Source organism: Colwellia sp., from assembly GCF_013214175.1.
Taxonomy (GTDB): Bacteria; Pseudomonadota; Gammaproteobacteria; order Enterobacterales; family Alteromonadaceae; genus Colwellia.
Genome location: NZ_JABSPA010000002.1, coordinates 621,998 through 647,417, shown reverse-complemented (window position 1 = coordinate 647,417; position 25,420 = coordinate 621,998). Strand labels below are relative to the sequence as shown.

The 25,420-nt window shown below is 38.7% G+C and carries 19 protein-coding genes; 1 reads left to right on the top strand and 18 read right to left on the bottom strand.

Annotated features, from left to right (window positions below; all coding sequences use genetic code 11):
- Nucleotides 1-41: 41 nt before the first annotated feature.
- The 13 genes from HRT55_RS05825 to HRT55_RS05765 all read right to left on the bottom strand — a co-directional run bounded on the left by HRT55_RS05825 (nt 42) and on the right by HRT55_RS05765 (nt 18,391).
- The gene (locus HRT55_RS05825) at nt 42-929 is read right to left on the bottom strand and encodes a carbon-nitrogen hydrolase family protein (protein WP_291619603.1); all 888 of its coding nucleotides are present in this window, start codon (nt 927-929) and stop codon (nt 42-44) included.
- Nucleotides 922-4,890 (bottom strand): YhdP family protein, encoded by a 3,969-nt coding sequence (locus HRT55_RS05820; protein WP_291619601.1) that lies wholly within the window; start codon nt 4,888-4,890, stop codon nt 922-924. Before HRT55_RS05820 ends, HRT55_RS05825 begins: the two co-directional genes overlap by 8 nt.
- A 49-nt stretch (nt 4,891-4,939) precedes the next feature.
- Nucleotides 4,940-6,397, bottom strand: a complete 1,458-nt coding sequence (gene rng / locus HRT55_RS05815; RefSeq protein WP_291619599.1) for a ribonuclease G — start codon at nt 6,395-6,397, stop codon at nt 4,940-4,942.
- A 22-nt stretch (nt 6,398-6,419) separates the two neighbouring features.
- Nucleotides 6,420-7,049 (bottom strand): nucleoside triphosphate pyrophosphatase, encoded by a 630-nt coding sequence (locus HRT55_RS05810; protein WP_291619597.1) that lies wholly within the window; start codon nt 7,047-7,049, stop codon nt 6,420-6,422.
- 165 nt (nt 7,050-7,214) lie between these two features.
- Nucleotides 7,215-7,694 (bottom strand): rod shape-determining protein MreD, encoded by a 480-nt coding sequence (gene mreD / locus HRT55_RS05805; RefSeq protein ID WP_291611585.1) that lies wholly within the window; start codon nt 7,692-7,694, stop codon nt 7,215-7,217.
- Nucleotides 7,694-8,593, bottom strand: coding sequence for a rod shape-determining protein MreC (gene mreC / locus HRT55_RS05800; protein WP_291619595.1), 900 nt, complete (start codon nt 8,591-8,593; stop codon nt 7,694-7,696). Before mreC ends, mreD begins: the two co-directional genes overlap by 1 nt.
- Before the next feature lie 174 nt (nt 8,594-8,767).
- Nucleotides 8,768-9,811, bottom strand: a complete 1,044-nt coding sequence (locus HRT55_RS05795; protein WP_291619594.1) for a rod shape-determining protein — start codon at nt 9,809-9,811, stop codon at nt 8,768-8,770.
- Between the two features lie 180 nt (nt 9,812-9,991).
- Nucleotides 9,992-15,043 (bottom strand): LamG domain-containing protein, encoded by a 5,052-nt coding sequence (locus HRT55_RS05790; protein WP_291619592.1) that lies wholly within the window; start codon nt 15,041-15,043, stop codon nt 9,992-9,994.
- Nucleotides 15,044-15,577, bottom strand: coding sequence for a hypothetical protein (locus HRT55_RS05785; protein ID WP_291619590.1), 534 nt, complete (start codon nt 15,575-15,577; stop codon nt 15,044-15,046).
- 124 nt (nt 15,578-15,701) lie between these two features.
- Nucleotides 15,702-16,271, bottom strand: a complete 570-nt coding sequence (locus HRT55_RS05780; RefSeq protein ID WP_291619588.1) for a hypothetical protein — start codon at nt 16,269-16,271, stop codon at nt 15,702-15,704.
- A gap of 185 nt (nt 16,272-16,456) precedes the next feature.
- On the bottom strand, nt 16,457-17,350 hold the full coding sequence (locus tag HRT55_RS05775; RefSeq protein WP_291619586.1) for a PilW family protein: 894 nt from the start codon (nt 17,348-17,350) through the stop codon (nt 16,457-16,459).
- A complete protein-coding gene (locus HRT55_RS05770; RefSeq protein WP_291619584.1) occupies nt 17,350-17,898 on the bottom strand; it encodes a prepilin-type N-terminal cleavage/methylation domain-containing protein in 549 nt (182 codons plus the stop codon). Before HRT55_RS05770 ends, HRT55_RS05775 begins: the two co-directional genes overlap by 1 nt.
- Complete coding sequence (locus HRT55_RS05765) at nt 17,873-18,391, bottom strand: prepilin-type N-terminal cleavage/methylation domain-containing protein (RefSeq protein ID WP_291619582.1); 519 nt, start codon at nt 18,389-18,391, stop codon at nt 17,873-17,875. The genes HRT55_RS05770 and HRT55_RS05765 overlap by 26 nt, the downstream gene beginning before the upstream one ends.
- A 171-nt stretch (nt 18,392-18,562) precedes the next feature.
- Here HRT55_RS05765 and HRT55_RS05760 point away from each other — a divergent pair, with 171 nt between their 5' ends.
- A complete protein-coding gene (locus HRT55_RS05760) occupies nt 18,563-20,260 on the top strand; it encodes a PglL family O-oligosaccharyltransferase (RefSeq protein WP_291619580.1) in 1,698 nt (565 codons plus the stop codon).
- Between the two features lie 176 nt (nt 20,261-20,436).
- Here HRT55_RS05760 and HRT55_RS05755 read toward each other — a convergent pair whose 3' ends face one another.
- The 5 genes from HRT55_RS05755 to HRT55_RS05735 form a co-directional block, all read right to left on the bottom strand.
- The gene (locus HRT55_RS05755; protein WP_291619578.1) at nt 20,437-20,928 is read right to left on the bottom strand and encodes a prepilin-type N-terminal cleavage/methylation domain-containing protein; all 492 of its coding nucleotides are present in this window, start codon (nt 20,926-20,928) and stop codon (nt 20,437-20,439) included.
- Nucleotides 20,929-21,014: 86 nt separating this feature from the next.
- Entirely contained in the window at nt 21,015-21,698 is a 684-nt protein-coding gene (locus tag HRT55_RS05750; RefSeq protein WP_291619576.1) for a type II secretion system protein, read from the bottom strand.
- 210 nt (nt 21,699-21,908) lie between these two features.
- Nucleotides 21,909-22,400, bottom strand: a complete 492-nt coding sequence (locus tag HRT55_RS05745; protein ID WP_291619575.1) for a hypothetical protein — start codon at nt 22,398-22,400, stop codon at nt 21,909-21,911.
- Between the two features lie 11 nt (nt 22,401-22,411).
- Complete coding sequence (locus tag HRT55_RS05740; RefSeq protein ID WP_291619573.1) at nt 22,412-23,641, bottom strand: type II secretion system F family protein; 1,230 nt, start codon at nt 23,639-23,641, stop codon at nt 22,412-22,414.
- A 65-nt stretch (nt 23,642-23,706) separates the two neighbouring features.
- Nucleotides 23,707-25,419 carry a type II/IV secretion system protein gene (locus tag HRT55_RS05735; RefSeq protein WP_291619571.1) on the bottom strand — a complete coding sequence of 571 codons (1,713 nt, stop codon included), beginning with the start codon at nt 25,417-25,419 and terminating at the stop codon, nt 23,707-23,709.
- Between the last annotated feature and the right edge of the window lies 1 nt (nt 25,420).

Here is a 25,420-nt window from a genome sequence, read left to right as displayed (position 1 = left end):
ATAAGCTCTACTTCTATGTTCTTTAATTATAAGCGCTGCAATTAATTATTCAGCGGCGTGTTTAAAGGTGTAGTCAAAGGCATGCTTTGACGTATACGTGTTACTTCTTGTTGTTGGTATTCAACGGTAATAAAACCTTCACCCGTGGCGATACTCTGTTCAACTTCACCCCAAGGGTTAATGATCATTGAATGTCCCCAAGTTTCCCGGCCATTTTCATGAACGCCTTCTTGTCCTGCGGCAACAATATAGACTTGGTTTTCTATCGCGCGTGCTTGCAATAATGTTTGCCAGTGTGCTTTCCCTGTTACTCTAGTAAAGGCACTGGGTACGGTAATTATCTCTGCCCCCGCTTTTACTAGTTGTTGAAACAAGTTAGGAAAGCGTAAATCGAAACAAACTGATAGACCAATGTTAGCAAATTCGGTGTTAACAACCTTTATTTCTTTACCAGCTTGGGTATAACGCGATTCACAATAACTGTTAGTACTATCACTGACATTGACATCAAATAAGTGAATTTTATCGTATTGCCCTATTAATTCGCCATTAGGACTAAAGACACAACTGCTGTTAGTAAATTTTTTAGCTGAAGACGTTAGAATAGGCACAGTACCTGCGACTAGGTATACCTTAAAGCGCTTAGCTAGTTGTCCAAGCGAAGAACAAAGATCGTTCGCGAGTGCTGATTTTTTTGCCAAACTTAGCTGTTCGCTGTCTTTGCTACCAAAGTATAAACAACACTCAGGTAAAACCACTAAATGCTGAATCGGCTCATTAACAGTATCATCATGTTTACCTATGTTAGTACTGCCGTTTTTAGCCCTTATCGGACCCGCGGTAATTTTAGCGAGTAACTCAGCTATTTTAGCAAGGTTGGTGGCAACATTAGCCGCTGATGATAATTGTATCGCTGTCAATTTAACCATCAATTACCTCATTACTTATAGCTGCTAGTGGTTTATCACCCTTTGACTCATCTTGTTTTTCATCTTCAGTTGGCGCTGTGCCCTTGAGACTAATGCTCTTACTTTTACGATCAACTTCTTTAAAGTCAGGATTATCCACAGTGCCAGTTAGTTCAAATTTAACTTCAGAGATAACTTGAGACCTAACGACTTGATCAATGGCAACGCCTGCAAGAAAAGTCACTGGATTCAAAGATGTAGCTATCCAAGCAAGTACCGGTAAACTAGAGGTCAGATTCGGTTTGTAAGACATATCATAAGCTAGCTCACCCGTTACTAAATTGGTATGCCCCGTCATAAACAAATCACCGGCAGTACCTTTCATTTCGGTATTATTTGTAGTTAACAGCCCCTGACTTAATTGATAGTCACCGGTGATATTACTGTAAAACATACCGTCACTAAAGATATCACGGAAGTCCAGCGTTAGCTTACGTACTAAAGATTGCAAACTTAGCACAGAAAAAATCTTTGCTTTATCACTAACATCCGCTAAATAGCCATCATCAAGACGACCATTGATAGTACCGTTTAACTGACTAACATCGAAGTCATGTAGACCTCCCGCCCAGTTTAGGTTTACTTTGAATTTAGCCCCACTGTCTTTAATTATGGAGTCATAACCCGCGGCTTTTAATTCTGTCTCTATATCAGCCACCGATAGATTACCTACTAACGAGGTTATCGATTCTTGCTCGTTATGAAGCCAGCTACCGGTAAGGTTTAATTGTGTTTCCCCACGTTTAGCGGTTAAGTTAGTAAACTCTATGGTTTGTTTGTCAATGCGCTTAATATTTACATCAACTTCCCCTAGCTCTACTGAGCCCATAGCGCAACTATCACAATGAAATTTTATCGGCGGGATATTGGCAAAGATATTATCGTTTTCCGCTTTGTCTGGCTGTTTATTTAGTAAAAGCAGCTCAGCCTTCGGTATTGATTTTTTAGCTAGTGTCAGTTTTAAAAATTCAGCATTGATATCTAAACCTTGGGCTAGCCAATCGGGATAAATTTTTATTTGGCTACGAGTTTCTTTGGCATCCAGTTGTAATAGCCACCACTCAGGCTTATCTAACAAGTTAAAAGAAACATTATTGAGCTGCTGGCCTAGTATTTTTAACTGACCAATTGAGCCTCTTATTCTTTTAGGTTTCGCTAAAAAAGGCGTAGTATTTTCTAACTCTGTAGCTGCAGTTATACTTGTGCTTGTGCTTATAGTTGGTTGATTAATACTGTCGAGAATATCGCTGATCAGTGGTTGCCATAATGAAAAATCTGCTTGATCTAACTTAGTCGTTATATGAAATCCGTCACTTGCCAATGCCATAGTGCCTTGACCCAGCATCAAATTAGCACGAGTGAATGCCGTAGTGTCGTGCTCTAATAAGCCGGAGAATTGCATTTTATCGCCATAATTGAGCACGACTTTAGACTGCTCCATCTGACCATTAATTTGCACCGATAAGTGATTTTCTTGTTTTTCGCTACGATCATAAGGTGGCGGTAACAATAACTGAGTTTTATTTAAGTCAGAATAAAAATTGGCATTGTAAGAAAAGCCACCTTGGTGGTGCTGGTGTAAGGATAAATCCCCTTGCCATGGCAGTTCACCTTGGGTATATCGTTGTAATTGCTGCGGTACATTAGCCAACCATTGCCCTTCTTGCCATAAAGCAGAAAGTTTAATATCAGTATCGTAATAATCAGCTTTGTCCATGCCAGTAATATCAAGGGCAATAGGTAAACCTTGCCAAACAAGGGTTAAATTTTTAGTACTAATTTTATCATTACTAAAACTTAATTGACCGTTAACCTCAGTAAAATTCATCTGCGGTGTTTGCAAACTAGCCTTATTATTAGCAAAGTCGATAGTACCACTTGCCAATGCTTTTTCATTATCGTTCAGTGGTAAATTTAAATGAAACTCGCCACTGACCTCACCCGTTACTTTTAATTGCTCTAAAACACTACCAACGCTACCTTTAAATGGGCTTTGATTCATCAAATCGCCAATAAAGCGCGGTTCTGTTGGTTTTATCTCTGCATCTACCGTTAAAATTTGGCCATGGGCTAAATCAGCAATACCTGCACGCACTCCAGTTACATCCAAGCCGGTCAATTTTCCCCCTCGACCGGTAATTAACATAGAATTATTAGTGAAGTTTAAATTAGCAACAAAGTCAGTGATGGCTGGCCAGTTTTCAACAAACTTAAACTCAGATTTACTTAATTCGGCATCAACAACAAAAATACCACTACCATCGGTGAAAGGAAAACGACTGATAGGACCATTTATTAAGATCTGGGCATTTTCAACACGACCAGAGACAACCGCGGAATTAAGATAGCTAACTAAGTTATCACTCATAATAGGTAAAGGTAAGTAACGGCCCACCAAGCCCGCATTGGCATTGGAGACATTAGCCAGTAGCGCTAGCTTCACTTCGCCATCAAGCGGCGCCTCGACTTTTATTTGTGCCGATAAGTTAATTTCTTTTGAAGTAAAATCAAATTTTTCAACCGTTAATGCCCAACCCTTATCATCAAATTCTGCATTGAGCTGTCCTGATAAACCTTGATAGGGAAAGGCTTGTACAAACAACTTATCAAAATCTAACTTACCCTGCTCGGCGTTAAAATCAACAGATAGATAATTGCCAACAAAACTTAGCTTGCCAGAAACATTTTCTAAGCCCGGTATACCGTGACTAAAGTTGTTATTAAATGAGGTAAAACTTGTCAGTATTTGCAGCTCGTCATTATCTCTACGAATATGTAGATTTTCAACTTTCCCCGTTAAACTCATATCTGCTAGCACGTTACGTGTTGCTTTTTTCGCCACGATTAACGGCGCTAATTGCGCTAACATAGCAACATCTATTTCGGAGAGGTGTAGTGAAAAATCATCGCCCTGCTTCGCTAGCATAGCGGTAAATTGTTGAGGTGCTTGTTCGTTAAACTGTAATGATAACGGCGTACTATACAGCTTAAAACTTTGCTCTGCCTTACCTTTAACCAGTAATACTTGCCCGTTATTTAAAATCAGCTTTTGCTGCTTTTGGTCAAATAACCAATTCATACTGCTTTGTGCGATATCTATTTGTAAGCGATCATACTCACCGTTATTGACACGTAACCAAGCGGAAAAATTAATATCGGTTTTAGTTTTATCATCTTCAAGTACTAAAACACTATCTAACCAGGGAGTTATATCGATATGATTTGCTTGTAAGTAAACTTGTCCAGATAAAGTACGACCCTGCTCTCCTTGCAAATCTACCTTCAACTGTAAATTATTCGAACTTAAGCCATTTAAGACCACACTGCCTTGTCCTTGATGACGCCCATCGGTATTTAACCAATCTAATTGATTGAGGCCAATGTTACGGGCAATCGCCTTATTTCGAACCGTCAATTGGCTTTCACGAATAGAAAAGCGCTTTATACTATGCAGAAAAAGATTACTGATAACTTCAATATCATTGGCTTCATTTTTTGTATCGACGATCTCGGGGATATTGTCTTCTTTTGATGATAGCCACAAGCTTTGGGAGATATCAACTTGAGCACCGGAAAGAATTAGGTTTTTAGTGATAAGGCTTTGTTCTGTCAGAGAGCGCCAAAAATCAACTTGCAATTCAAGTCGTTTAATAAAGACAGAAGCCCTTTCAGTTTCAAGTATTTGCACATCACCAATAACAAGAATAGGCCCTGACTGCTGCCAAGTCATACTTAAGCTGCCAATGGAAATATTCGTTTGCGATATTTCGTTTAAATAATCTTGCAGAGGGATCTTGTAATGCTGCACATAAGGTAAAAATAAACGAAAGGCACTAATTAATACCGCTAACAGCACCAATAAGATGGCAACTGTTTTATAAAGGCGATTTAGCCAACGATTAGAAGTGCTTACAATACTCATTAAAGCTTAGATAGTCCTATATTTGTTATGCTGTAATCGTGCTGGGGCATTACATCATAACAACGTCAAATTGTTCCTGATTATACATGGGTTCGGCTTGTACTTTAATCACCTTACCAATAAAAACTTCAACTTCAGCTAAGTTATGGTATTCATCATTAAGCAAAGACTCACTAACCGCACTTGAAGCATAGACAGTGAATTTATCTGCGTCATGGGCACGATTTACCCGAACGATTTCTCTAAGGACTTCAAAGCAGACTGTTTCTACTGTTTTAAGGTGGCCACGGCCAGTACAAAGTGGACATTCACCACACAATACATGTTCTAAGCTTTCGCGGGTTCGTTGCCGTGTCATCTCAACTAAACCAAGAGCTGAGAAGCCATGTAGGCTGTATTTTACTTTATCTTTACTCATCGCCGTATCTAGGCTGTGTAATACCCGACGTTTATGATCTTCATTGTGCATATCGATAAAATCGACAATGATAATACCACCGAGGTTTCTTAACCTTAGCTGCCTGGCAATAACTTGAGTCGCTTCAATATTGGTACTAAAAATAGTATCAGCTAAGTTACGATGACCAACAAAAGCGCCGGTATTGATATCTATGGTAGTCATAGCTTCGGTTTGATCTATGATCAAATAGCCACCCGATTTAAGCTCTATTTTACGATGCAATGCTCGCTGAATTTCGTTCTCGACAGAAAACAAGTCAAAAATAGGACGTTCACCTGGGTAATATTCTAACAGTGGCGTCAATTCAGGGACAAATTCTTTGGTAAAAACCTCCAACTCTTGGTAAGTAAGATTAGAGTCAACCCGAATACGTTCTAATTCAATACCAACAAAATCTCGCAGTACGCGAAATGACAATGACAAATCTTGATATAAAGGTAACTTGGTTTGTTTACGTTGTTTACGGGTTAATACTTTTTGCCATACTCTGCGTAAGAACTCGGCATCATGTTGTAGCTCAAGCTCGCCGGCACCTTCACCTGCGGTTCTGACGATAAAGCCTTGTTGCTCATCACAATAGGGGCTAACAATATCTTTTAGTCGTTCACGCTCTTTCTCATCTTCAATGCGTAATGAAATACCTGCATGTTGAGAGTGAGGCATCAACACTAAATAACGTGAAGCTATGGTTATATCTGTAGTTAATCGAGCGCCTTTCGAGCCAAGCGGATCTTTAACCACTTGCACCATAATTTTCTGCCCTTCGTGCACTAAGGATCGAATATCGGCTACTTGCTCATTATCTTCATTTAAAATAAGTTTACTTTTAATATCAGAAGCGTGCAAAAACGCCGCTTTTTCTAAATTAATATCAATAAAAGCGGCTTGCATACCCGGTAAAACACGAATCACTTTACCTAAATAAACATTGCCAACAATGCCACGCTTGCCTTGACGCTCAATATGCACTTCTTGCAGTGAACCATTTTCCACCAAAGCAACACGTGTTTCACTAGGAGTAACATTAATTAATAACTCGGCACTCATATATAGCCCTTACTTCAATAAATTATTTTGCATGAATAGCGCCAATAAATCCGGCCTTAGCCAGCAGTTGGGCTGTTTCATATAACGGTAAACCCACTACAGCTGAGTAGCTACCGTTAATGGATTTAACAAACTGTCCGGCAATCCCTTGAATACCATAACAACCCGCTTTATCTTGCGGCTCACCGGTTAACCAGTAAGCTTTAATCTCTGCTGTTGTCAGCGTTTTAAAAACGACATCGGTGGTAATTACCTGCCCTTGCACTCCTGCTTGGCTAGCTAAGGCAACGGCCGTTAATACTTGGTGCTGATTATTGGATAATAGCGATAAAGTCTTAATACAATCGGCTTCGTTATCAGGCTTACCTAAAATCTGGCCATTTAATACCACACAAGTATCTGAGCCTAACACCTGGCTGTTGATTTGCTCCGCTTCAGGCAATAAATCCTGTATATGTTGCGCTTTTTGCTTGGCTAAGCGTAGTACATAATCATAAGCGGTTTCAGTATCTGCTACTGTCTCATCAATATCACTGACCTGTACGGTAAATTGATAGCCTAATTGAGCTAACAACTGCCTACGTCTTGGCGATTGCGAAGCTAAAATTAGCTTTTGACTAGTATTTTTTGAATTAGCTATAGGGTTTGTCATAAAAATTATTTACTGCTGTTGTAGCTAGCCCTTGAAGAAATGTCGGATTATGTGCTGCTTACTTATTGTTAGTTACTAGATAGCGCTCTGTTACTTAATGCATGATTACTTGAAACATTGTTATTTAAAACATCGCTATTTAAAACGTAGTTACTTGATACACCGTTATTTAATACGAAAGTGACGACGAACACGGCGTAACAATAAAAATACCCAAGGCCACAAGACTATAGTCGTTAACACTGGATATAAATAATTCGGCAGGAAAACCACATCACTTAAGAAACGTTGTAGCCAAAAAACAACCAGATGATATTGTGCTGAAAGTACACCAATAATGAGTGCTTGCTGCCAAACTGAAAAATTTCTAATTTTTTGAAAATTAACGACAACAATATAAACAGATAAAGCCATTGCACAGGCGTGAACGCCAAGCACGGAACCAAGTAATACATCAAGAATAAAGCCCATCACCCAAGCGGTAATAATGTTTACTTTATTCGGTAAAGCTAAGCACCAGTAGACTAAAACAATGAGTACCCAATCAGGGCGAAAAGCATCGACACTAAGTGGCATAGGGGTAATGCTGGCCATCAATGCGATAAGCAAAGTTAGCAGAATAATAAAACCATTATTACTAAACATTAGGATTTACCCGCAATTGCTTTAATACTCTTGGCAGAGTTAGCATCATTAACTGAAGGTGATGATGACTGCTTGTTAGACTCTTCTTTAGAAAGCAATAACATATAACGTAACCTATCGATTTGCGCGACTGGCTTGCTATAAATAGTGGCAAATTCGCGTGACTCATCGGTGCGCACAAATACTACGCGAGATACTGGATAACCTTCTGGGTATTTACCACCTAAACCTGAGGTAACTAATAAATCACCTTCTTTTATATCGGCACTGTGTGGCACAAAGTTATGAATAAGACGATCAATTTGGCCACTACCCGAGGCAATAAGCCTTATGCCGTTACGTTGAATACGCACTGGAATAGCATGAGAAATATCACTTATTAAAATCACTCGGGAGCTACTAACACCGACATGCAGTATTTGCCCAACAATGCCCTTTTCATCTAGGACCGGCTGACCTTCGTAGACACCATCATTAGCACCACGGTTAATCACCACTTGATGGGAATAAGGGTCGCTATCTACCGAGAGGATTTCGGCAAACATTTTTTTTATTTCATCGCGAACTGGAGAGGAAAGTAATGAGCGTAAGCGTTCATTTTCTTGTCGAACCATACTCAGCTGCATCCCTTGTTCATGGAAAAACAGTTCATTTTCACGAAAGGCTTGATTCTCTTTCATCAATTGCTGACGAATAACGATATTTTCTGCAGCCCAAGTCATCATTTGCTTAGGCGCATTAGCCATATATTGCAAAGGACTCACTAACGACTGTAAATAACCACGGGCGGTTTCAAAACTTGCCATTTTATGGTCGAAAAAAATCAAGGCCGCCGAGCAGAAAAGTACCAAGATAAGTCGGTGTGCTGGGGATGTGCCTTGATTAAAGATTGGGTTCATAAAAGTCAGTTATGAAGGGTACTGTGAAAAAACAACAGTAAAAAAAGAAAGTTAAGCTGAGATGTTTTTGCAGCTAGTTAATCCAAGTACAAGGCAATAGCACGGAGTTGACGCTAGTCAATGAGTACTTTTACCGAAGTAATTGGACTAAGTAGCAATAAAAACTTCCAACGACTATTCGTAAGAAAAGAGGTCGCCACCATGCATATCAATCATTTCTAAGGCTTTACCACCACCTCTGGCAACACAGGTAAGAGGATCATCAGCCACAACAACAGGAATACCGGTTTCTTCCATTAACAAGCGGTCAAGGTCTTTCAATAAAGCGCCACCACCGGTTAATACCATGCCGCGCTCTGAAATATCAGAGGCTAGCTCAGGTGGTGCTTGCTCTAAGGCCACCATAATGGCACTAACAATACCACTCAATGGTTCTTGTAATGCTTCTAAAATTTCATTGCTGTTTAAAGTAAAGCTACGTGGTACACCTTCAGCAAGGTTTCGGCCACGTACTTCAATTTCAATAAGTTCTTCACCTGGATAAGCAGAACCAATTTCATGTTTAATGCGCTCAGCCGTTGCTTCACCAATTAAGCTACCAAAGTTACGGCGAACATAGTTGATAATGGCTTCGTCAAACTTATCACCACCAATACGGACAGATGATGAGTAGACAACACCGTTTAATGAAATAATACCCACTTCGGTAGTACCACCACCGATATCGACCACCATAGAGCCAGTTGCTTCAGATACTGGCATACCAGCACCAATAGCGGCTGCCATTGGCTCATCAATTAAGTAAACTTCACGAGCCCCTGCGCCCATGGCAGATTCACGAATGGCACGACGTTCAACTTGGGTTGAACCACATGGAACACAAACTAAAACTCTCGGGCTTGGACGTAAGAAGTTATTGTTATGCACTTGTTTAATAAAGTGCTGTAACATTTTCTCGGTAACGAAGAAGTTAGCAATCACACCATCTTTCATTGGGCGAATCGCTTCAATATTCCCTGGGGTTCTACCCAACATGGCTTTTGCAGCAGTACCCACAGCGGCAACACTTTTAGAGCCACCAGAGCGGTCTTGACGAATAGCGACTACAGAAGGCTCGTTTAACACTATACCTTGGTCTTTTACATAAATAAGTGTATTTGCGGTACCTAAATCGATGGAAAGATCGTTAGAAAACATGCCGCGTATTTTTTTAAACATAAGCTCAAAATGTCCTGTAAAGTGCTAATTAAATAGACGCTGTTAAGATGCGAATAACAGATCGGATAATCATACCTTAGTATTTAGTTAATGTGTTGCTTTTTTAAAAGAAAGCACTAAAGAAGCGCAAAAAAAAATGAGACGCTAGTCTCATTTCATAATGCGACTGATAAAACTAATTTATTTTTCTATCTCACGCTGGTAAATAATACGGTCATTACCGCGATAAATGCCAAAGGTAGCAACTGCGCGTGGATTATCGTTAAAAAGACCATCTACTCCTTCAGTGTCATAAGCCCAATCGTATTGCAGCCATTCGCTGATAGTATAAATAACTTCTACTTGCCCAATATTGATATCAGTTGGGCCCGTTGTTGGCGCCGTTAGTATAATGCTGCGGGTTTCACCGAAAGGTAATTCATCTGTAAATTTACCATCCACAAGGGTTTTCACTGCGGTTTTTGATTCACCTAAATCAATATTAGTTAACGCAATATTCGTAGAATTATAGAGAGTACAGGTATCAGTTGCACTAAGCACATAACCGTTTGCTGTAAAATAGTTAATTGATAACGTTTGCGGTAAGTCTGATGTATCTGGTCCATAGCTGTTTTCAAGTTGAGCGCGACCAAAACGAATTTTTGGTGCCGTTGGGTTTAAGGTAAATATACCATTACTAACATCGTTATCTTCATCTTGAGTAACAACAGTATCACCATCAATAATTGATACCATGGATAAATCTATATCCGCTGGAAACTCGATAACCTCACTATTACTTTCGTGGGCATAAATATAGTTATCATTATTATGATAACTATAAGTAATTACCCCTTTATCATCATCAAAACTACCATCACCTAAATTTGCCGTTAACCTTACCTTAGTTAATGGGTCTTTTCCTGGAGTAGTAGCATCTTCAATGGGCGCTAAAATAGGATTGTTATTAGCGTACTGTAAAGTCAAACGTGTAAAAGAAGCATCCGTAAGTTTAAAAAAAGTATCAATATAATTTTGAGTGAGTTCATCTTTTTTATTGCGTGCTTCAATAATAAAACCAGGTGTAACCTCATAAACTAATGCGCCACTGCTTGAATCATTAACAAGCATTTGCCCACTATAGGCAAAAGGTATACTTTCAGTTTGCATAACACTAGAATTACAATACGCCCATATATCGCCATCAATAAGCTGGGTAACTTTAAAATTATTAGGGATAAAACGGCCAACATAAGGTGCATACCCCTCGATATCAACACCATCTATCAATAAGTATTTATTACGCCTAGCGGTAAGTGAAACAATCCCCACTTCGTCATAGCTGATTTTATCGGTTTTAGTTCCATTAATAAATTGTGCTGTGGTATCTAAGATATCTAACGCGTCTGTAATACCACCAATCGGCGCTACTTCGTTATAGTTTAAACTTGTTAAAATTTCATTAGTGTAATTAGTCGTTGTAACATTAGAAGCTGAAATTTCATCTTCATCAGGCATACCATTGGCATCAGTATCATCACCTGCTTTCCAAGCTACCGCGCGATAAGTAATTAATAAACTTTGCCCTGCTACGGTAAAAATATCACCCGTAGCACTCGTTGTCGCTGGATTAACTTTATACCCTAAATCTGAATTATCTAAGTTAGTTTCAATAAACATATCAAAAGCAAACGGACGAACAACTATAGAGTTAGAGGTACCTTTAATGAAATTACCTGAAGGATTACCATCATCATCAGGTAACTCATAACGGGCATTTAAAACTACGGAACCAGCATCAGGATAATTAAATATATATTCAGCGCTATTTTGAGTATCACTGCCAAAATTTAAGAGAACCGAGGTAAAGGGTAAACTATCAAATGCAGTACCACTAACAGCCGTACCGATATTCTGTCCTGCGATATTAACGGCTTGTGTACCTGATATTGGTGATTGATAAGTCGCAGCCATATCTATACTTTCACCTGTCACCAATAATGGAGCACAAGCTCCTGAGTTATCAGTTTTGACAGCTTCAACTTTTAAAATATCTGCATTAAAGCCAATGTTTGATGGTTTACCTGCAAGCTGAATAGGTAAACTCGTTCCCGCTGTACTGATAAACCTAAAGCCTGCATCAGCAAAAGTGACATCACAATCAGTAGGAGAACCATTTATACATTCATAGGTTTGATCTAAACTTAACTCAGCATTGCCCACGCTAGTATGGGAGTAACTTGTACTGGTACCATTGACTCCTGACACGGTAACCGTTTTATTTTCAATATTATTAATAAATAATTTAACATCGACCGCATCTGGATTAACAGTACTACATGATGCATCAGCGCAAGCTCTGATAATGATTTGATCCGCCTCGCAAGTTAGGCCTTGCGCATTTAAGGTATTAATTTCAAAATGATCTATGACATTACAACCAAAACTCTGGTTCATATCTGCTTGAATTTCAACTGATGTCAATACACTGTTATAGACTCTGACTTCATCATAATTACCACGTGATGAATACGGTGAAGCGATATTTGAGTTTCCTGTTTGAGTATAATTTGAAGCGTTATCACCAAAGACTATTTGGTTGAGTTCCCCCATAGCACCATTAGTATTTCTGCTTTGCTGAATTTGTAGTGTTCCATCAACATAAATGGCAAAGTCATTAGCAAGGTAATCCCATGTAACAGTTAAGTAATACCAAGTATCTGCGGTTCTGTTATTTGTTGATGACTCAACTAAATTAAAATCGGTATCAGCGGAGTCTTCAAAAGCAAATTTCAGTCGACCATCTTGCTGAATTTCTAATACAAAATACTTATCGCTAACTGAATTACCAATGCTAGCATCAAACAACACTCGCTCTTGCCCTTGATTCCAGTCAATCCTACTGTTAAACCAAAAACTAATGGTGCCTTGTAAGCCAATATCATCATTAACATCTAAACTTGAACGAAAAGCATCTGTTATGCCGTTATAATCATTTCGGCTTTCACTCTCAAAACCCCGACAGTATTTACCATCCGGTGTAGATAAACCGCCAAAAATATTTTCCGCATGATTATTTAAACCACTGGTATCATCTATTTGGCTAGTAAAATCTGTTTGTTCAAATTGATAAAAGGCTAATAATGTTGAACAAGAAACCGGTGCACGGACACTAGCATCATAATTATTCCCAGCTAGCTGATTATCATAGATGCTTAAGATATCCGCTGCGCTAAGCGCTACATCATAAACAAGAAACTCATCCAAAGGTGCTCTGAAGCCCTGAGGGTTATTGCTATTAACGTCATCAAAAGAAGTTCCTATATACTTTAGCGTGCCCGCGGGAGCTCTATTCACTGAATCTGTAAACACACCATCAATATAAAGCTGAGTTCCGCCACCACTATATACCAAGGTCATGTGATGCCAATTATTGTCCAAAGTCGCAAATGAAAAAGAACCATTACTAGTCCCTGTATTCGGGTTATATATTCCCCAACGCCAATTATTAGTCCGATCAACATATAATAAATCACCGCCATTTTGCATTGCACCTAAAGCAAAGTAGGGACTATCGGAATTTGAGTTCGGCTTTTTGAACCAAGTGGAAACAGAGTAGCTTGCAGGTAGAGGGACTGAAGTCTCAATATGATGGTCTTCAAGGTATATATCAGAAAAACGTGCAATTTGTCCCCCTGTATTAGTATCCATACTCCCAAAAGATTGACCTGAGTAATTCCCTATTTGGTCTATAACTTCACCTGCAACACCCGAATAACTACATTCGTCAAAGCGGAAATTCAGAATAGGTTGTACTTGAGGAATTGCAGCACAGGTATAATATATCTGGCTGGTATTTTTTAATTTTACAGTGTTAGCTGAAATGGCACCGGTTAACTTAACGCTATTTTTTAGTTCCGCTTTAGTTTTAGAATAGATTAAGCCATAAAATTCACTGGTATTTTTAATATTGATATTTTTAAAGCCATAGACGAGAAAATTTTCTGGTGCACCACTAATATTAACGCGAGTATTACCTTCAAAATTACTATTATCACGAATAAAAATCCTTACTGCACCATCGCCGATAATATTAAAAGTGGTATTGAGCTTAGTTTTTATTTTTTTTATATAATAATCACCAGGCGATAAATTTATAGTCGCCGAACTATTATTTGGCTCGCCATCAAGTACCGTGAGATTTTTAATATAGTAAGTACCATAGTTCGCAGAAAAGTTTAGGTTGCCACCATTTTCTATGGTGATATTACCAAAGCTATCCGTGTTGTAATTGCCAATCCCAAGTGTCACTGCCGATGAAATAGTTAATGCCGTGTTATCGTTGCTATTAACAAAACTACCTAAGTCTAATGATTGGGTTGGTGTTCCTGAAGATGTACAGCTACCAAAACCGTCACAGATTAAACTTGGGTTACCTCCAAGTGGGTCCAATTCTTTGGCTGCTAACACACCATTTCGATCATTATAAATGATGGGGTTATTTTGGTATTCAATTTTGCCATTACTAGTGAATGATGTTGCGCCATTAATAAAGGTAGTTTCACAATAGTCTATTGGTGTGGTTGATGGCACGTCACACATGCCATTAAAATCGGCCCCCGTAATACTTGATTCTTGATATGAAGAAGACGTTGGGCTATCTATATCTACCTCATCAGCAGTAATTGAACCAACAATGACAGATTCTTCACCAAAGTCGAGCTCTTCCTGAGCATACATAACCCCAGTAAAGTGCAATTTTTCACCTGCACTTATATCACCATAACTAACCATTATTAATGAACCATTTGCATCATTAATATGCACTTCTTCATCAATGCTAATACTGTTTGCATAAATTCTTACCGTATCACTACCTGTAACTGCAAGAGTAGTTTCTTTGCCTAGAATTAAAGTATCAATAAAATAATCACCGCCAACAAAAATTACCGTTGATTTTTCACCGACATCAAGTTTAGTTATACTGTAGGCTCCCCCAAGGGTGGCAAAGAAAGCTAATCCCTCTCCTGTTACAACGATATCTTTATATTGACCTTCAACTAAAGACAAATTTGAACCACTCAAATCGCTAATATCTTCATCACTAGATTCAAAATTAGGTAATGTTAATTGCGGCCCAAACTCTTGCTCTACATCAGGAAAAATGGCTAAACATTGCTCTAAAGCATTAGCGGGTGAAACTAACCCTAGAGTAAACATTAAAATCAGTAATAAATATAAACGAGACAACATTTATAAACTCCTCGCTTCAACTTGAATTGTACGACTACTTTTTACTATAACCTTGCTATCAGCTTCCATAGCACCACTGCCACATTCACCAGTACTGGTTAAACGGTAGTATTTAGTACCATCCAATCCTGTGTGGTAATTGTCGCAACTTGTAGCAGCTGTACAATCATATAATCCAGGGATATCTTCATTCAAAATCGTTTGTAACTCATAAGGTTTATCTGTAAATGCTGTATCACAAGTATTTGATGAAGTGACATTTAGCGGAAATAATAACTGTAACTCCGCCTGCATAGCAGAGTTTGCCGCCATATAAGCGCGAGCACCGAGTACCTCTTGCGATACTGTTTCATTACTAGTAGAAATCATACGCATCAAAACACTGCCTAATAAGGTCAATATAATTATAACAAATAGGGCTAAGACTAGAGAGCTACCTTGCTGTTTAGAGCTTTGGAGTAAGGAGAATGATTTTTTTATTTCAGGCAAATGCTGATAACGAATAGACATCTGGGCGTTACGGCTACAATTCATATGGCAAAGGTACTACAAAGGTAACGCTAAGCACTTATTTTTGCAATATAAAGCATAAAAAAGCCCCGTAAAACGGGGCTTTAATAAAATGTGCTATCGAATTTAACCGATTATATAAAACATATTAAACTGATTTTTTTCTCAGTTTGATTTGCAAAGCAATTAACGCAGTTGCAAAAATGATAATAGTTAACGGCTCAGGGATTGGTTTTGGGCCTTGAGGCAGAGCGTTACGAACGTAGAAGGTATCAAACCAAGAATTAGGTGCTCTTTTCAAGAAGTTTGCCGTATCATAGATTGCGTCTTCGCGAAACTCACCACTAATATCACCATCATTAAAGTCCATAGCACTAATAGCTAAGGTATCATTAGAGTTAAAAAATTTGACTGCATTTTTATAGCCTCCAGTGTCCCGTCTAAAGTTTAGTGCGGTGACATTATTTGAAAAAAAGCTAAACTCTTCAGTTGTTGCTACACGCCAGCCATCAATTATCGTTGGCGCAAATAATTCATTGAAAAGTTCAGCATCACTATAATAATACTGTACGTTATAATTCGAAGCCCAAGCCCAGTCTAAATCAATACCATTGTGATCAACGGTAATAAAATCATCATCTGTCAACATTAATGAGGCATTGGCCAAAGTGCTAACGGAGAAAAAAGTGGCTAAGGCTAATATTTTTAATAACTTCAAAATTAAATCTCTATAATTAATCTTTAAGGGTGTTTCCATATAGAGATAGTGCTGCAAGAAGCGAACCACTACAACACTTGATTGATATTGTTAGTGTTTTTTAAATTCACTGTTTTACTTACATTTCAAATGTAAAAAAAACAGACACAAAAATACGCTAAAACAGTGATAAGTCGATAGATTTATTAAGGTACATTGTTAATATGCACTTCGTGGTCAAATACATAGTGCTCATCTTCTTTTGTAAAATGCAGATGAATTTGCACTACTGCATTACGCTGTAATGTCGCTTGTTGGTAATTAAAAGGGAACTGGCCTCTAATATCATTAATTAAATAACCTGCCATTAGAAAAGGTTTAGAGCCTGGTGATGTTTGGTCTCCCTCGGTAATTTTATCGCGATAGCGAATCATTATACCGCCAATCCCCCCTGAGCCTGTTGAAATAACACAATAACTAACCTGCTCCTCTGTGATATATAGCCGCTGGGTGGGTGAGTCTTCATCAAAATGAATTGCCCCATTCAGTATGTTAATCTTCCAAGGAACGACCGTTTTATCAACATTATCAACGAGGAATACTTTACCCGTTGCATCCAAGTGATTTGCATATATATCGCCACTATCTAATGGGTAAACGGTTACCATATCAGTACAATCCGCGTCACACTCATAATGTGCACCACCCTCACCATTAAAAGGAATGACTGATAGAGTTTGACTGGCTACCTCAGGCAACACAGGGATATCGGTATAAATAGTACTAGCTTTAATGGGGGTGAATTGAATACATTGTGTTCTATTACCATCAAATTCCTTTATACGAATACTGCTTGGTACCGCATTGCGCAAATCACGGTTTAGTCTCTCAATGGCAAAGCGAGCATTACCAATTAGCTCATCACGGTTGGTGGCATTTAAATAAGTTTGTGTCGATAAGGTGATAAAGCCACTGATACCCACAGACATAATGCCTAATATAATAATAACTAATATTAGCTCCATTAGCGTGAAGCCTTGAGCTGCCTTTCGCTTAATACAGCTATCTTTCATGCTATGTTTAACTTTGCTACTCGCCATCAGAAATTGGCCTTATGACTAGTAAATTCTATGGCTGTGCCTAATGGCGTCGTTACCGTAACAGTAATGCGTTTTGCTAAATCATTTGCCAAACCTAAATCAGCACCGGCATATATAACACTGACATGAATATTAAATTCACTATAACCACCGTCAAGATCAGCACCTGTGGAGTTCACTAAATCTTCAAACTCATCAAAATCGTCAACATCATTATACTGACTTCTACTTGTTTCTCCTGTCTCAGGCCCAAAATCAGCTTCAGCAGTACAATCATTTGACCCATCAGCTGGTTCACCACACCTAACTAAACCACCAGACATATCTGAATTGTGATCAAAAGCACGGCTAGTTATATCATTCATCATACTTTGGCCAAGTTCAGAGGCTTTAATTTGCAAGACATTATCGGCACTTTTCTCTTCTGCTGGAGCGATTAATGTACTGACAATTGCTAATGAAATACTCAGTACAACTATGCCAACAATTAGCTCTATTAACGTAAAGCCTTGCTGAATTCTATTAGGGGTGGAGCTCGGTGAATACATTAATATAGCCCTCCTCTTCTATATATATTTTAAGTGTCTGCCCTTCTGCTTGGCTAACATTAATTTCACAGCCACCAGAGCAAGATTCGGTAGGACGCCCCATCCAATCAAAGCCAACGGTTTGTGGGTTAGGTAAACCATCAATATTGAAAGTAATTTGGTAACGGCTATCAACTGTATGTCCGGTAGCATCTGCTTGCCAACTTGGTAAAAACACCGGGTTAGTCTCCGTGCAATCAACTCGATTTGGAATACCATAGCGACTTTCAACGTCATCAAATACAATTTCATGGCAATAACCATCGGTAGAATTTGTTTGCTGCATGGCGCGCTGTTGGGTTAAGCGTAGTGCCGAGATAAGCTGCGCTCTATGAGTATGAGCTTCATAGCCTGAAGTACCATCAAATTTTGGTGCCACTGACACCGCTAAAATAGCAATAAGAATGATCACGACAATTAATTCGATTAAAGTAAAGCCTTTACTATTTATCATGTATCTCTATTGCCTCTAGCGCTTTTTCCACAGAAAGTATCAACATAACTAACATCATAAATATCAAAACAAAGAACAATCAAGTTACCAACAAAAATATAGTTATTATCTTACAACACTTTAGCTATAGATTGTATACTCGGCCATTGCATTTTCCACAACGAGCTTATTTTGTCTCTATTACCCTACTATAAATTTTTCCTCATCCTTTATTTCCTTGTCGGCATGCATGTTATTTTAGATACCCCTGGCGGTGTCGGTTTATATTATTCCTATAATGTTATTGCTTGGCTTATTACCACAACTCTTATTTCACTAGGCCTGTGGCAAATCACCCTAAATAAGAAAATTTACTATAGCAAGATGCTGCTTTGGCTAACATTGGGCTGTGTTTGTTTAATAATTCCGGTATTTTATCATTTCGAATTTACTGACCATGCTATTCCACGAATTTTAGCCTTAGTTGGCGGATTACTTTTTCTTTTTTCACTTTATCAATTTAAACTTTCCAAGCTTGATGCGCTGCATTTACTTACACTAATTCTACTGGCGGTAGTTATCGAAGCATGCTTTGGTTTAGTGCAATTCTTTCTCTTTGAAAAAGGGTTTTGGGGCGGTTATATTGTCGGTAGTAGCCGACCACATGGTGTTTTCATTCAACCAAATGTTATGGCCAGCTTTATGGTTACAGGTCTAGCCATTGCTTTATTCCTGTCAGTAAAAAGTAATGTTATTGAGAATAAATTAGCTTTCAATAGCCTAATAGTTTTTAGCCTGTTTGTTAGCAGTTTTCTGCTGATATTACTGCAATCTCGTACCGGTTTTGTCGCCGCCATTGCAGTACTCGCCCTTACTGCGCCGTATTTATATCAAAAAAACAAAAAACAGTTAACCACTAACTTAGCGATTATCGTTATTGCCGCACTGCTCGCCATAACCAGTTTTGAAAACTCCACAACACCGATTAGAGGTGAACAGACTTATGAAAACGTCGGTGCTCGTGATGTCATATTTATAGTTAGTGCCGATATGGTCAAAGAAAAGCCACTGCTTGGTTACGGCTATGGTGGTTTTGAGCGTGGCTTTATTGATCATTTCAATAAGTATGCACTAAAGAACCCTGAGATAGGCAATACCATTACTAACCTATCTCACCCACACAATGAATTGCTTTTTTGGGTGGTTGAGGGCGGCATTATCGCCTTAGTTGCTTTTCTATTTTTTACTCTGGGTTATATTTTTACTTGGCGTAAAATACCGATTTACAAAGGGCTAGTTATATTTTCCCTGCTATTGCCCATGCTATTACATAGCCAGTTAGAATTCCCTTTTTATAGCTCTGTCAGCCACTGGTTAGTCTTTTTAATCATGCTTTGGTTAGTGGATAAATATGCGCTAGTAGAGGGTTTAACGTATCGCTTTATGGCTTGTCCACAAACGTTCTTAATTCGATTTCTTGCCATTTTAATACCCGGTATATTTATTCCCTTTTTATTAACTACCTTGCATACGGCTAACATTCTTGTTGAATATGAGAAAAATACTCGAGACACGAAATCATTAGAGCGATTAAACGACATCATTAACCCTATTGCTTGGCAAAGCCGTTTAGATGCAGCTGTTTATGCAAACATTCTTATTTCAGCTATGCGTGAGCGGGATGTTAATAAACTAGAAAGGTACTTGGCTTGGTCATTAAAACGAATCAAACATAAACCTAGAGAGAGCCTATATGAGAATAGCTTATTGATATTAAAGGTTCTTGGAAAAGATAAGCCATACCAATTACTGCTAAATGAAGCTAAATATACTTACCCACAACATACTAATTGGCAGGATAGCATTTTACAGCCCAAGAAGGCAAAGTAGAGTTAATACAGCTTATTGTAAATAAGCCGATGCCTATAAGGATATTTTCATTGTACATAACAATTAAACTAAATTAGATTTGTGATGCAATGCTCCTTGTTTTATTGGGTTAATTTTGGACATAAAAAAACCGAGCAAAGCTCGGTTTTCATCTTAACTTCTAGCTTAGCTAGTCATTAACATTTATCAGTATCGCTAGCTATTACAGGCTTAACATTTACATCATCTGTTGCAGTATAAGTAGCTAAACATTCAGTTCCATCTACAGCAGTAGGATGAGTATAAGTGGTTACGCCATCATCTGCATCGGCATCAGTTGTAGCAACATAAAAATCACCATTGCCACCACTAGCTGAAGTATTAATATCCATCAGATCGTTAATAGACCCAGCTGTAGGATAAGAATTAATAAACTTAATACTTTTGCCTGCAATACTTAAATCACCGGCTGTAATACCTTCAACTAAAGCTTTAGCATGGGCCATATCGGCAGCTGAGTTAAGTGCGCCTTTTACTGCCTCGACGGTGGAAGCTTTAGCATCGCTGGTTAAATCAATAAATTTAGGTGCCGCTGTTACCGCTAAAATACCTAAAATAACAATAACTACTACCAATTCAATTAAGGTAAAACCCTGTTGATTTACTTTTACATTCATACTACTTTTCATGCTTTTTCCTCAATTTACGAATAAATTTATTTAAGTTAATTTGTGCTTAATGCACGGTCAAAAAATCAATTAATAGTTATCCGTAACTAGTTATCATTGATATAAATAATTACCGAACTATTTGCTGGCTGGTAACTAAAACTATTACCCTCTTGGGTTAAATTTGCTGGAGCAAGGTAAGCGCCATTACTATCGCGCGTTAATGTTTCTTTTAAATGATAGTGACATAATGTGCTTGAGCCACTACCTTCAACATTTGCTAAATACCTAAAGCTTCCATCATCATTAATTTCTGTGACACTACTGGCCAATAAAGGTGGTTGCTGCAATAAACTATTCCATACCGCAATACAGTCAGCTACGGCCATGGTTTTTCCATTTATACCATTACCACTATCAGTACCAACAATATAACCTGGATTAATGGTTGGGGTAGTAGTGCTATCTTCACTGGTTAAATAAATGGTAGTGCCATCATAATTAACCATATTGACACCGTCGGTATCTTTGGGACGAGCCTCAGCTTCCCATTGCGAGCGAGCTAAAGATACGCCCGTGGCAAAGCCACCAGCCATACCTTGAATATTTGCCTGCTTAGCTTGTACGGTTAAATCAATAAACTTAGGAATAGCAGTAGCGGCCAAAAACCCTAAAATAACGACAACAATAACCAATTCAATTAAGGTAAAGCCCGCCTGTTTAGTCGTGCGAACATCTAGCTGTTTATGGCTATGTTGAACAATACCTTGCTTGGAAATGCTTTTTATCATTGAGATAACCTTCTTATATCAGCCAATACTTTGAGTTTATTCTCAATAGCATCAGCTGCAAATTTATATCTTTAGCTGCCAGAAACATAATGTTACCATTTTGGTCAGTAGCACACCACTTTTCAATCTCGAATATAGCTAATCACTTGTACTTATTAAATAAATTAGCCGATGAATAATTTTCTGATGATAATTTATTCAATAGCAGAATTAATTTACCTGCTTCACTTTCCCTGTATCACTACGATAATCAAAAGATTGCCCATTAGCAATACTATATCGGCATAAGCGGCCGTTTTTAATAGCTTTATTTTGAATTTCAATCGCCACTACCGCAGATTTAACGACTTGTAATGGCATTGTTAAGGTTTGCTGCCAAATTTCATGGCAAGCCAAGCTGGTATGGTCGCTATCAATCCAGCCAGATTTGTTCACATTAACATATTGCTTTTCTTTACTATTTAAACGGCTTAATACCACAATATTAGGCTCTTTATCCATTAACCATTGGCCATGAACCACATTGACTTTACTGGTAAAACTTTGTGCTAGGCTAACAAAAGCTGTATTGGTTATTTTTTCTTGCTGAGTAAAAAACATATCCAATAATAACTTCATCAACACTGCAATAATCACCACAACAATAACAAACTCAATAGTAGACTCTTGTTTTTTTTCAATATTTCCCGGTGGATTCGCCATATTATCTGTTATTAACCTTGCATAGCCGAAGCCATATCCCACATAGGCGTAAAAATACCTAGCGCTAAAACTAATACCATTACCGCGACCACCACTAATAATAGCGGTTCAATTCTTGCGGTTAAAGTGGCTAAATCATAATCAACTTCTCGTTCGTAATAATCGCCGACCTCTGCCAATAATTCATCAACTCGACCAGTTTCTTCACCAACCGCAACCATTTGTAATACCAAGGGAGTAAAAAGATTACTGGCAACAGATGAACGTAATAAACTTTCACCACTTTCTATACCTTGTCGCATCGAGGCAATTTTCTCCTGCATATAGGTATTATCTACCGCTTCAGCAACTAAGGTTAACGCTGTAGTCATAGGCACACCCGCCTTTAAGACAATGGCAAAACTATGGGAAAAGCGTGCCAATATCGAACGTTCAATAATGCTGCCAATAATGGGAATTTTAATCTTGCGGCGGTCCCACTGATAACGTCCCTGCTTGGTTTTTAGCGACTTATTGATCATCAAGTAAGTCACCACTATGGCAAGTAACATATAATACCAATAATTGGTAAATAAGTTAGAGCTGGCAATTATAAATTGTGTCATCGGGGGTAAGTCGGCCCCTAGTCGAGAGAACATATCGGCAAACGTTGGGATAACAAAAATGTTTAAAATAACCAAAGCGGCTGATAAGGCAATAAGCACCATACTTGGATAGCGCAATGCCGCTTTAATACGCTTGCGGGTATCTAACTCACGTTCAAGGTAAGTGGTTAACTTAAAAAAAGCTTGATCAAGCTGACCGGTATTCTCACCCACATGGACCAAGGAAACGAAGAGATGGTCAAAGATTTTTGGATGATGATTAAGTGCAGAAGAAAAACTATAACCACCTTCCAGCTGTTTGCCTATATCCGAGAGCGCTTTTTTAAGGGTATTGGAATTGGCCGATTCAACCATGCCATTAATAGCGCGCAATATAGGCACACCAGAGCGCATCAAGGCATACATTTGCCGACAGAAAATAATCAACTCTTCTAAGGAAACCCGACCATTATTGAGTAACTCAAAAATATCAGTACTAGCAATACTACTATTCCCTTGCCCACCGGCAACGATAGAAATAGGTGTAATACCCTTTTTGAATAATTTTTCAGCAGCCGCATCTAAATTGGCCGCATCAATACTGTCTTTTACCTTACTACCATTGGCATTTCGCCCGGTATAATTAAATGACGCCATAAATATCTCTATGCTCTAACATACGTTATTAGTTGATTAATCATTTTATTAATTAACTAAAGTGACTAATTAATATCAATTGTTTCAACCAAACGTAACACTTCTTCTACTGTAGTAATGCCCTTGGCAGCATAATCAAAAGCCGCTTTAGCAAGCGGAGTAAAGCTAGGGTTTGCTTTGGCTAACTGACCAAAGGCTTCACTATCATTACGTTTTAATGCCGCCATCATCTCTTGATTCATTTCAAGTATTTCAAAGACACCTATTCGACCTTTATAACCCGTATATTGACAAGATTGACAACCTTTACCCTGCTTAAACTGGCTAGTTTTTGCCTGCTCGCCCGCTAAGTTCGTTAGCCAAAATATTTCTTGTTCATCCGCTTTGTATTCAGTGGTACAAGAGTCGCAGACTCTACGCACCAAGCGTTGAGCTATGACAGCTCTGAGTGCACTACCCACTAAAAACCCTGCTGCGCCCATATCAATTAAACGCAGCGCACTGGTAATGGCATCATTGGTATGCAGTGTTGATAACACTAAGTGACCGGTTATCGCGCCTCGTAAGCCTATTTCTACTGTTTCTTGGTCGCGCATTTCACCCACCATCATAATATCTGGATCTTGGCGAAGTGCTGTTCTTAATACTCTTGAAAAAGTTAAATCGATTTTAGTATTTACTTGTACTTGGTTTATTCTGGGTAAACGATACTCGACCGGATCTTCAACCGTGATGATTTTTTTACTGGCTTCATTAAGTTCATTTAATGCCGCATAGAGTGTCGTTGTTTTACCACTACCCGTTGGCCCGGTAACTAACACCATGCCATGGGGTCTACGGATTTGTTGGCGGACACGTTTAACAATATCTGCCGGCATACCCGTTTGCTCTAGGGATAACAACCCCGCAGATTGATCTAATAAACGCATTACTACCGACTCACCAAATTGAACCGGCATGGTCGACATACGCACATCAATATTGTGACCACTAATATCTATATTAAAGCGGCCATCTTGCGGGATACGCTTTTCTGAGATATCGAGACCCGCCATCAACTTAAGGCGCAACACCATAGCAGAAGCAATTTTATTTTCTTTCAGAATTTTTTCTTGTAAGACACCATCTATACGCTGACGAATACGTAATTGATGTTCTTCTGGCTCAATATGAATATCGGATGCACGCATTTGTACCGCATCTTCAAATACCGATTGTAGTAATTTCCCTACTGTGGCATCACCACCTTCATCAAGGAAGGTAGTGGCAAGATCAAAACTAGAAGACTCTTCATATTCTTCCTCTAGTTGGCTGGCAAAAGATTCAATTTCAGCGGTACGGCGATATAAGCTGTCGAAGGCATCAAAAATTTGTGACTCCATCACTACCGCAAGTTCAATACGCTTAGGCGATAACATCCGCTCTAATTGATCTAAGCCACTTAAATCGGCAGGGTCGCTCATACCGAGTAATACTGAAGCGCCTCGGTCTTCAATGATCAAGGCTCTTAAACGTCTCGCATGCACTTCCGGCAGTAAACTGGCAACATTCGGCGCTATTTTATGCTGGGAAATATCTAAAAAAGGCACATTGAGTTGCTGCGCTAAAAATTGCAACAATTGTCTTTCAGAGAGATGGCTAAGCTCAATTAAGGTATCACCGAGCTTTCGACCCGTTTGCTTTTGACTCGATAACGCTTGCATTAGCTGCTCATTGGATATGATATTTTCATGAACCAATAAGTCACCTAAGCGCATCTTTAATTTGGGAGCTGCCATA

What these genes read in the sequence shown, in the direction of transcription:
- HRT55_RS05825 (WP_291619603.1), bottom strand. Translation starts at nt 929, where the DNA reads ATGGTTAAATTGACAGCGATACAATTATCATCAGCGGCTAATGTTGCC.
- HRT55_RS05820 (WP_291619601.1), bottom strand. Translation starts at nt 4,890, where the DNA reads ATGAGTATTGTAAGCACTTCTAATCGTTGGCTAAATCGCCTTTATAAA.
- rng (WP_291619599.1), bottom strand. Translation starts at nt 6,397, where the DNA reads ATGAGTGCCGAGTTATTAATTAATGTTACTCCTAGTGAAACACGTGTT.
- HRT55_RS05810 (WP_291619597.1), bottom strand. Translation starts at nt 7,049, where the DNA reads ATGACAAACCCTATAGCTAATTCAAAAAATACTAGTCAAAAGCTAATT.
- mreD (WP_291611585.1), bottom strand. Translation starts at nt 7,694, where the DNA reads ATGTTTAGTAATAATGGTTTTATTATTCTGCTAACTTTGCTTATCGCA.
- mreC (WP_291619595.1), bottom strand. Translation starts at nt 8,593, where the DNA reads ATGAACCCAATCTTTAATCAAGGCACATCCCCAGCACACCGACTTATC.
- HRT55_RS05795 (WP_291619594.1), bottom strand. Translation starts at nt 9,811, where the DNA reads ATGTTTAAAAAAATACGCGGCATGTTTTCTAACGATCTTTCCATCGAT.
- HRT55_RS05790 (WP_291619592.1), bottom strand. Translation starts at nt 15,043, where the DNA reads ATGTTGTCTCGTTTATATTTATTACTGATTTTAATGTTTACTCTAGGG.
- HRT55_RS05785 (WP_291619590.1), bottom strand. Translation starts at nt 15,577, where the DNA reads ATGAATTGTAGCCGTAACGCCCAGATGTCTATTCGTTATCAGCATTTG.
- HRT55_RS05775 (WP_291619586.1), bottom strand. Translation starts at nt 17,350, where the DNA reads ATGGCGAGTAGCAAAGTTAAACATAGCATGAAAGATAGCTGTATTAAG.
- HRT55_RS05770 (WP_291619584.1), bottom strand. Translation starts at nt 17,898, where the DNA reads ATGTATTCACCGAGCTCCACCCCTAATAGAATTCAGCAAGGCTTTACG.
- HRT55_RS05765 (WP_291619582.1), bottom strand. Translation starts at nt 18,391, where the DNA reads ATGATAAATAGTAAAGGCTTTACTTTAATCGAATTAATTGTCGTGATC.
- HRT55_RS05755 (WP_291619578.1), bottom strand. Translation starts at nt 20,928, where the DNA reads ATGAAAAGTAGTATGAATGTAAAAGTAAATCAACAGGGTTTTACCTTA.
- HRT55_RS05750 (WP_291619576.1), bottom strand. Translation starts at nt 21,698, where the DNA reads ATGATAAAAAGCATTTCCAAGCAAGGTATTGTTCAACATAGCCATAAA.
- HRT55_RS05745 (WP_291619575.1), bottom strand. Translation starts at nt 22,400, where the DNA reads ATGGCGAATCCACCGGGAAATATTGAAAAAAAACAAGAGTCTACTATT.
- HRT55_RS05740 (WP_291619573.1), bottom strand. Translation starts at nt 23,641, where the DNA reads ATGGCGTCATTTAATTATACCGGGCGAAATGCCAATGGTAGTAAGGTA.
- HRT55_RS05735 (WP_291619571.1), bottom strand. Translation starts at nt 25,419, where the DNA reads ATGGCAGCTCCCAAATTAAAGATGCGCTTAGGTGACTTATTGGTTCAT.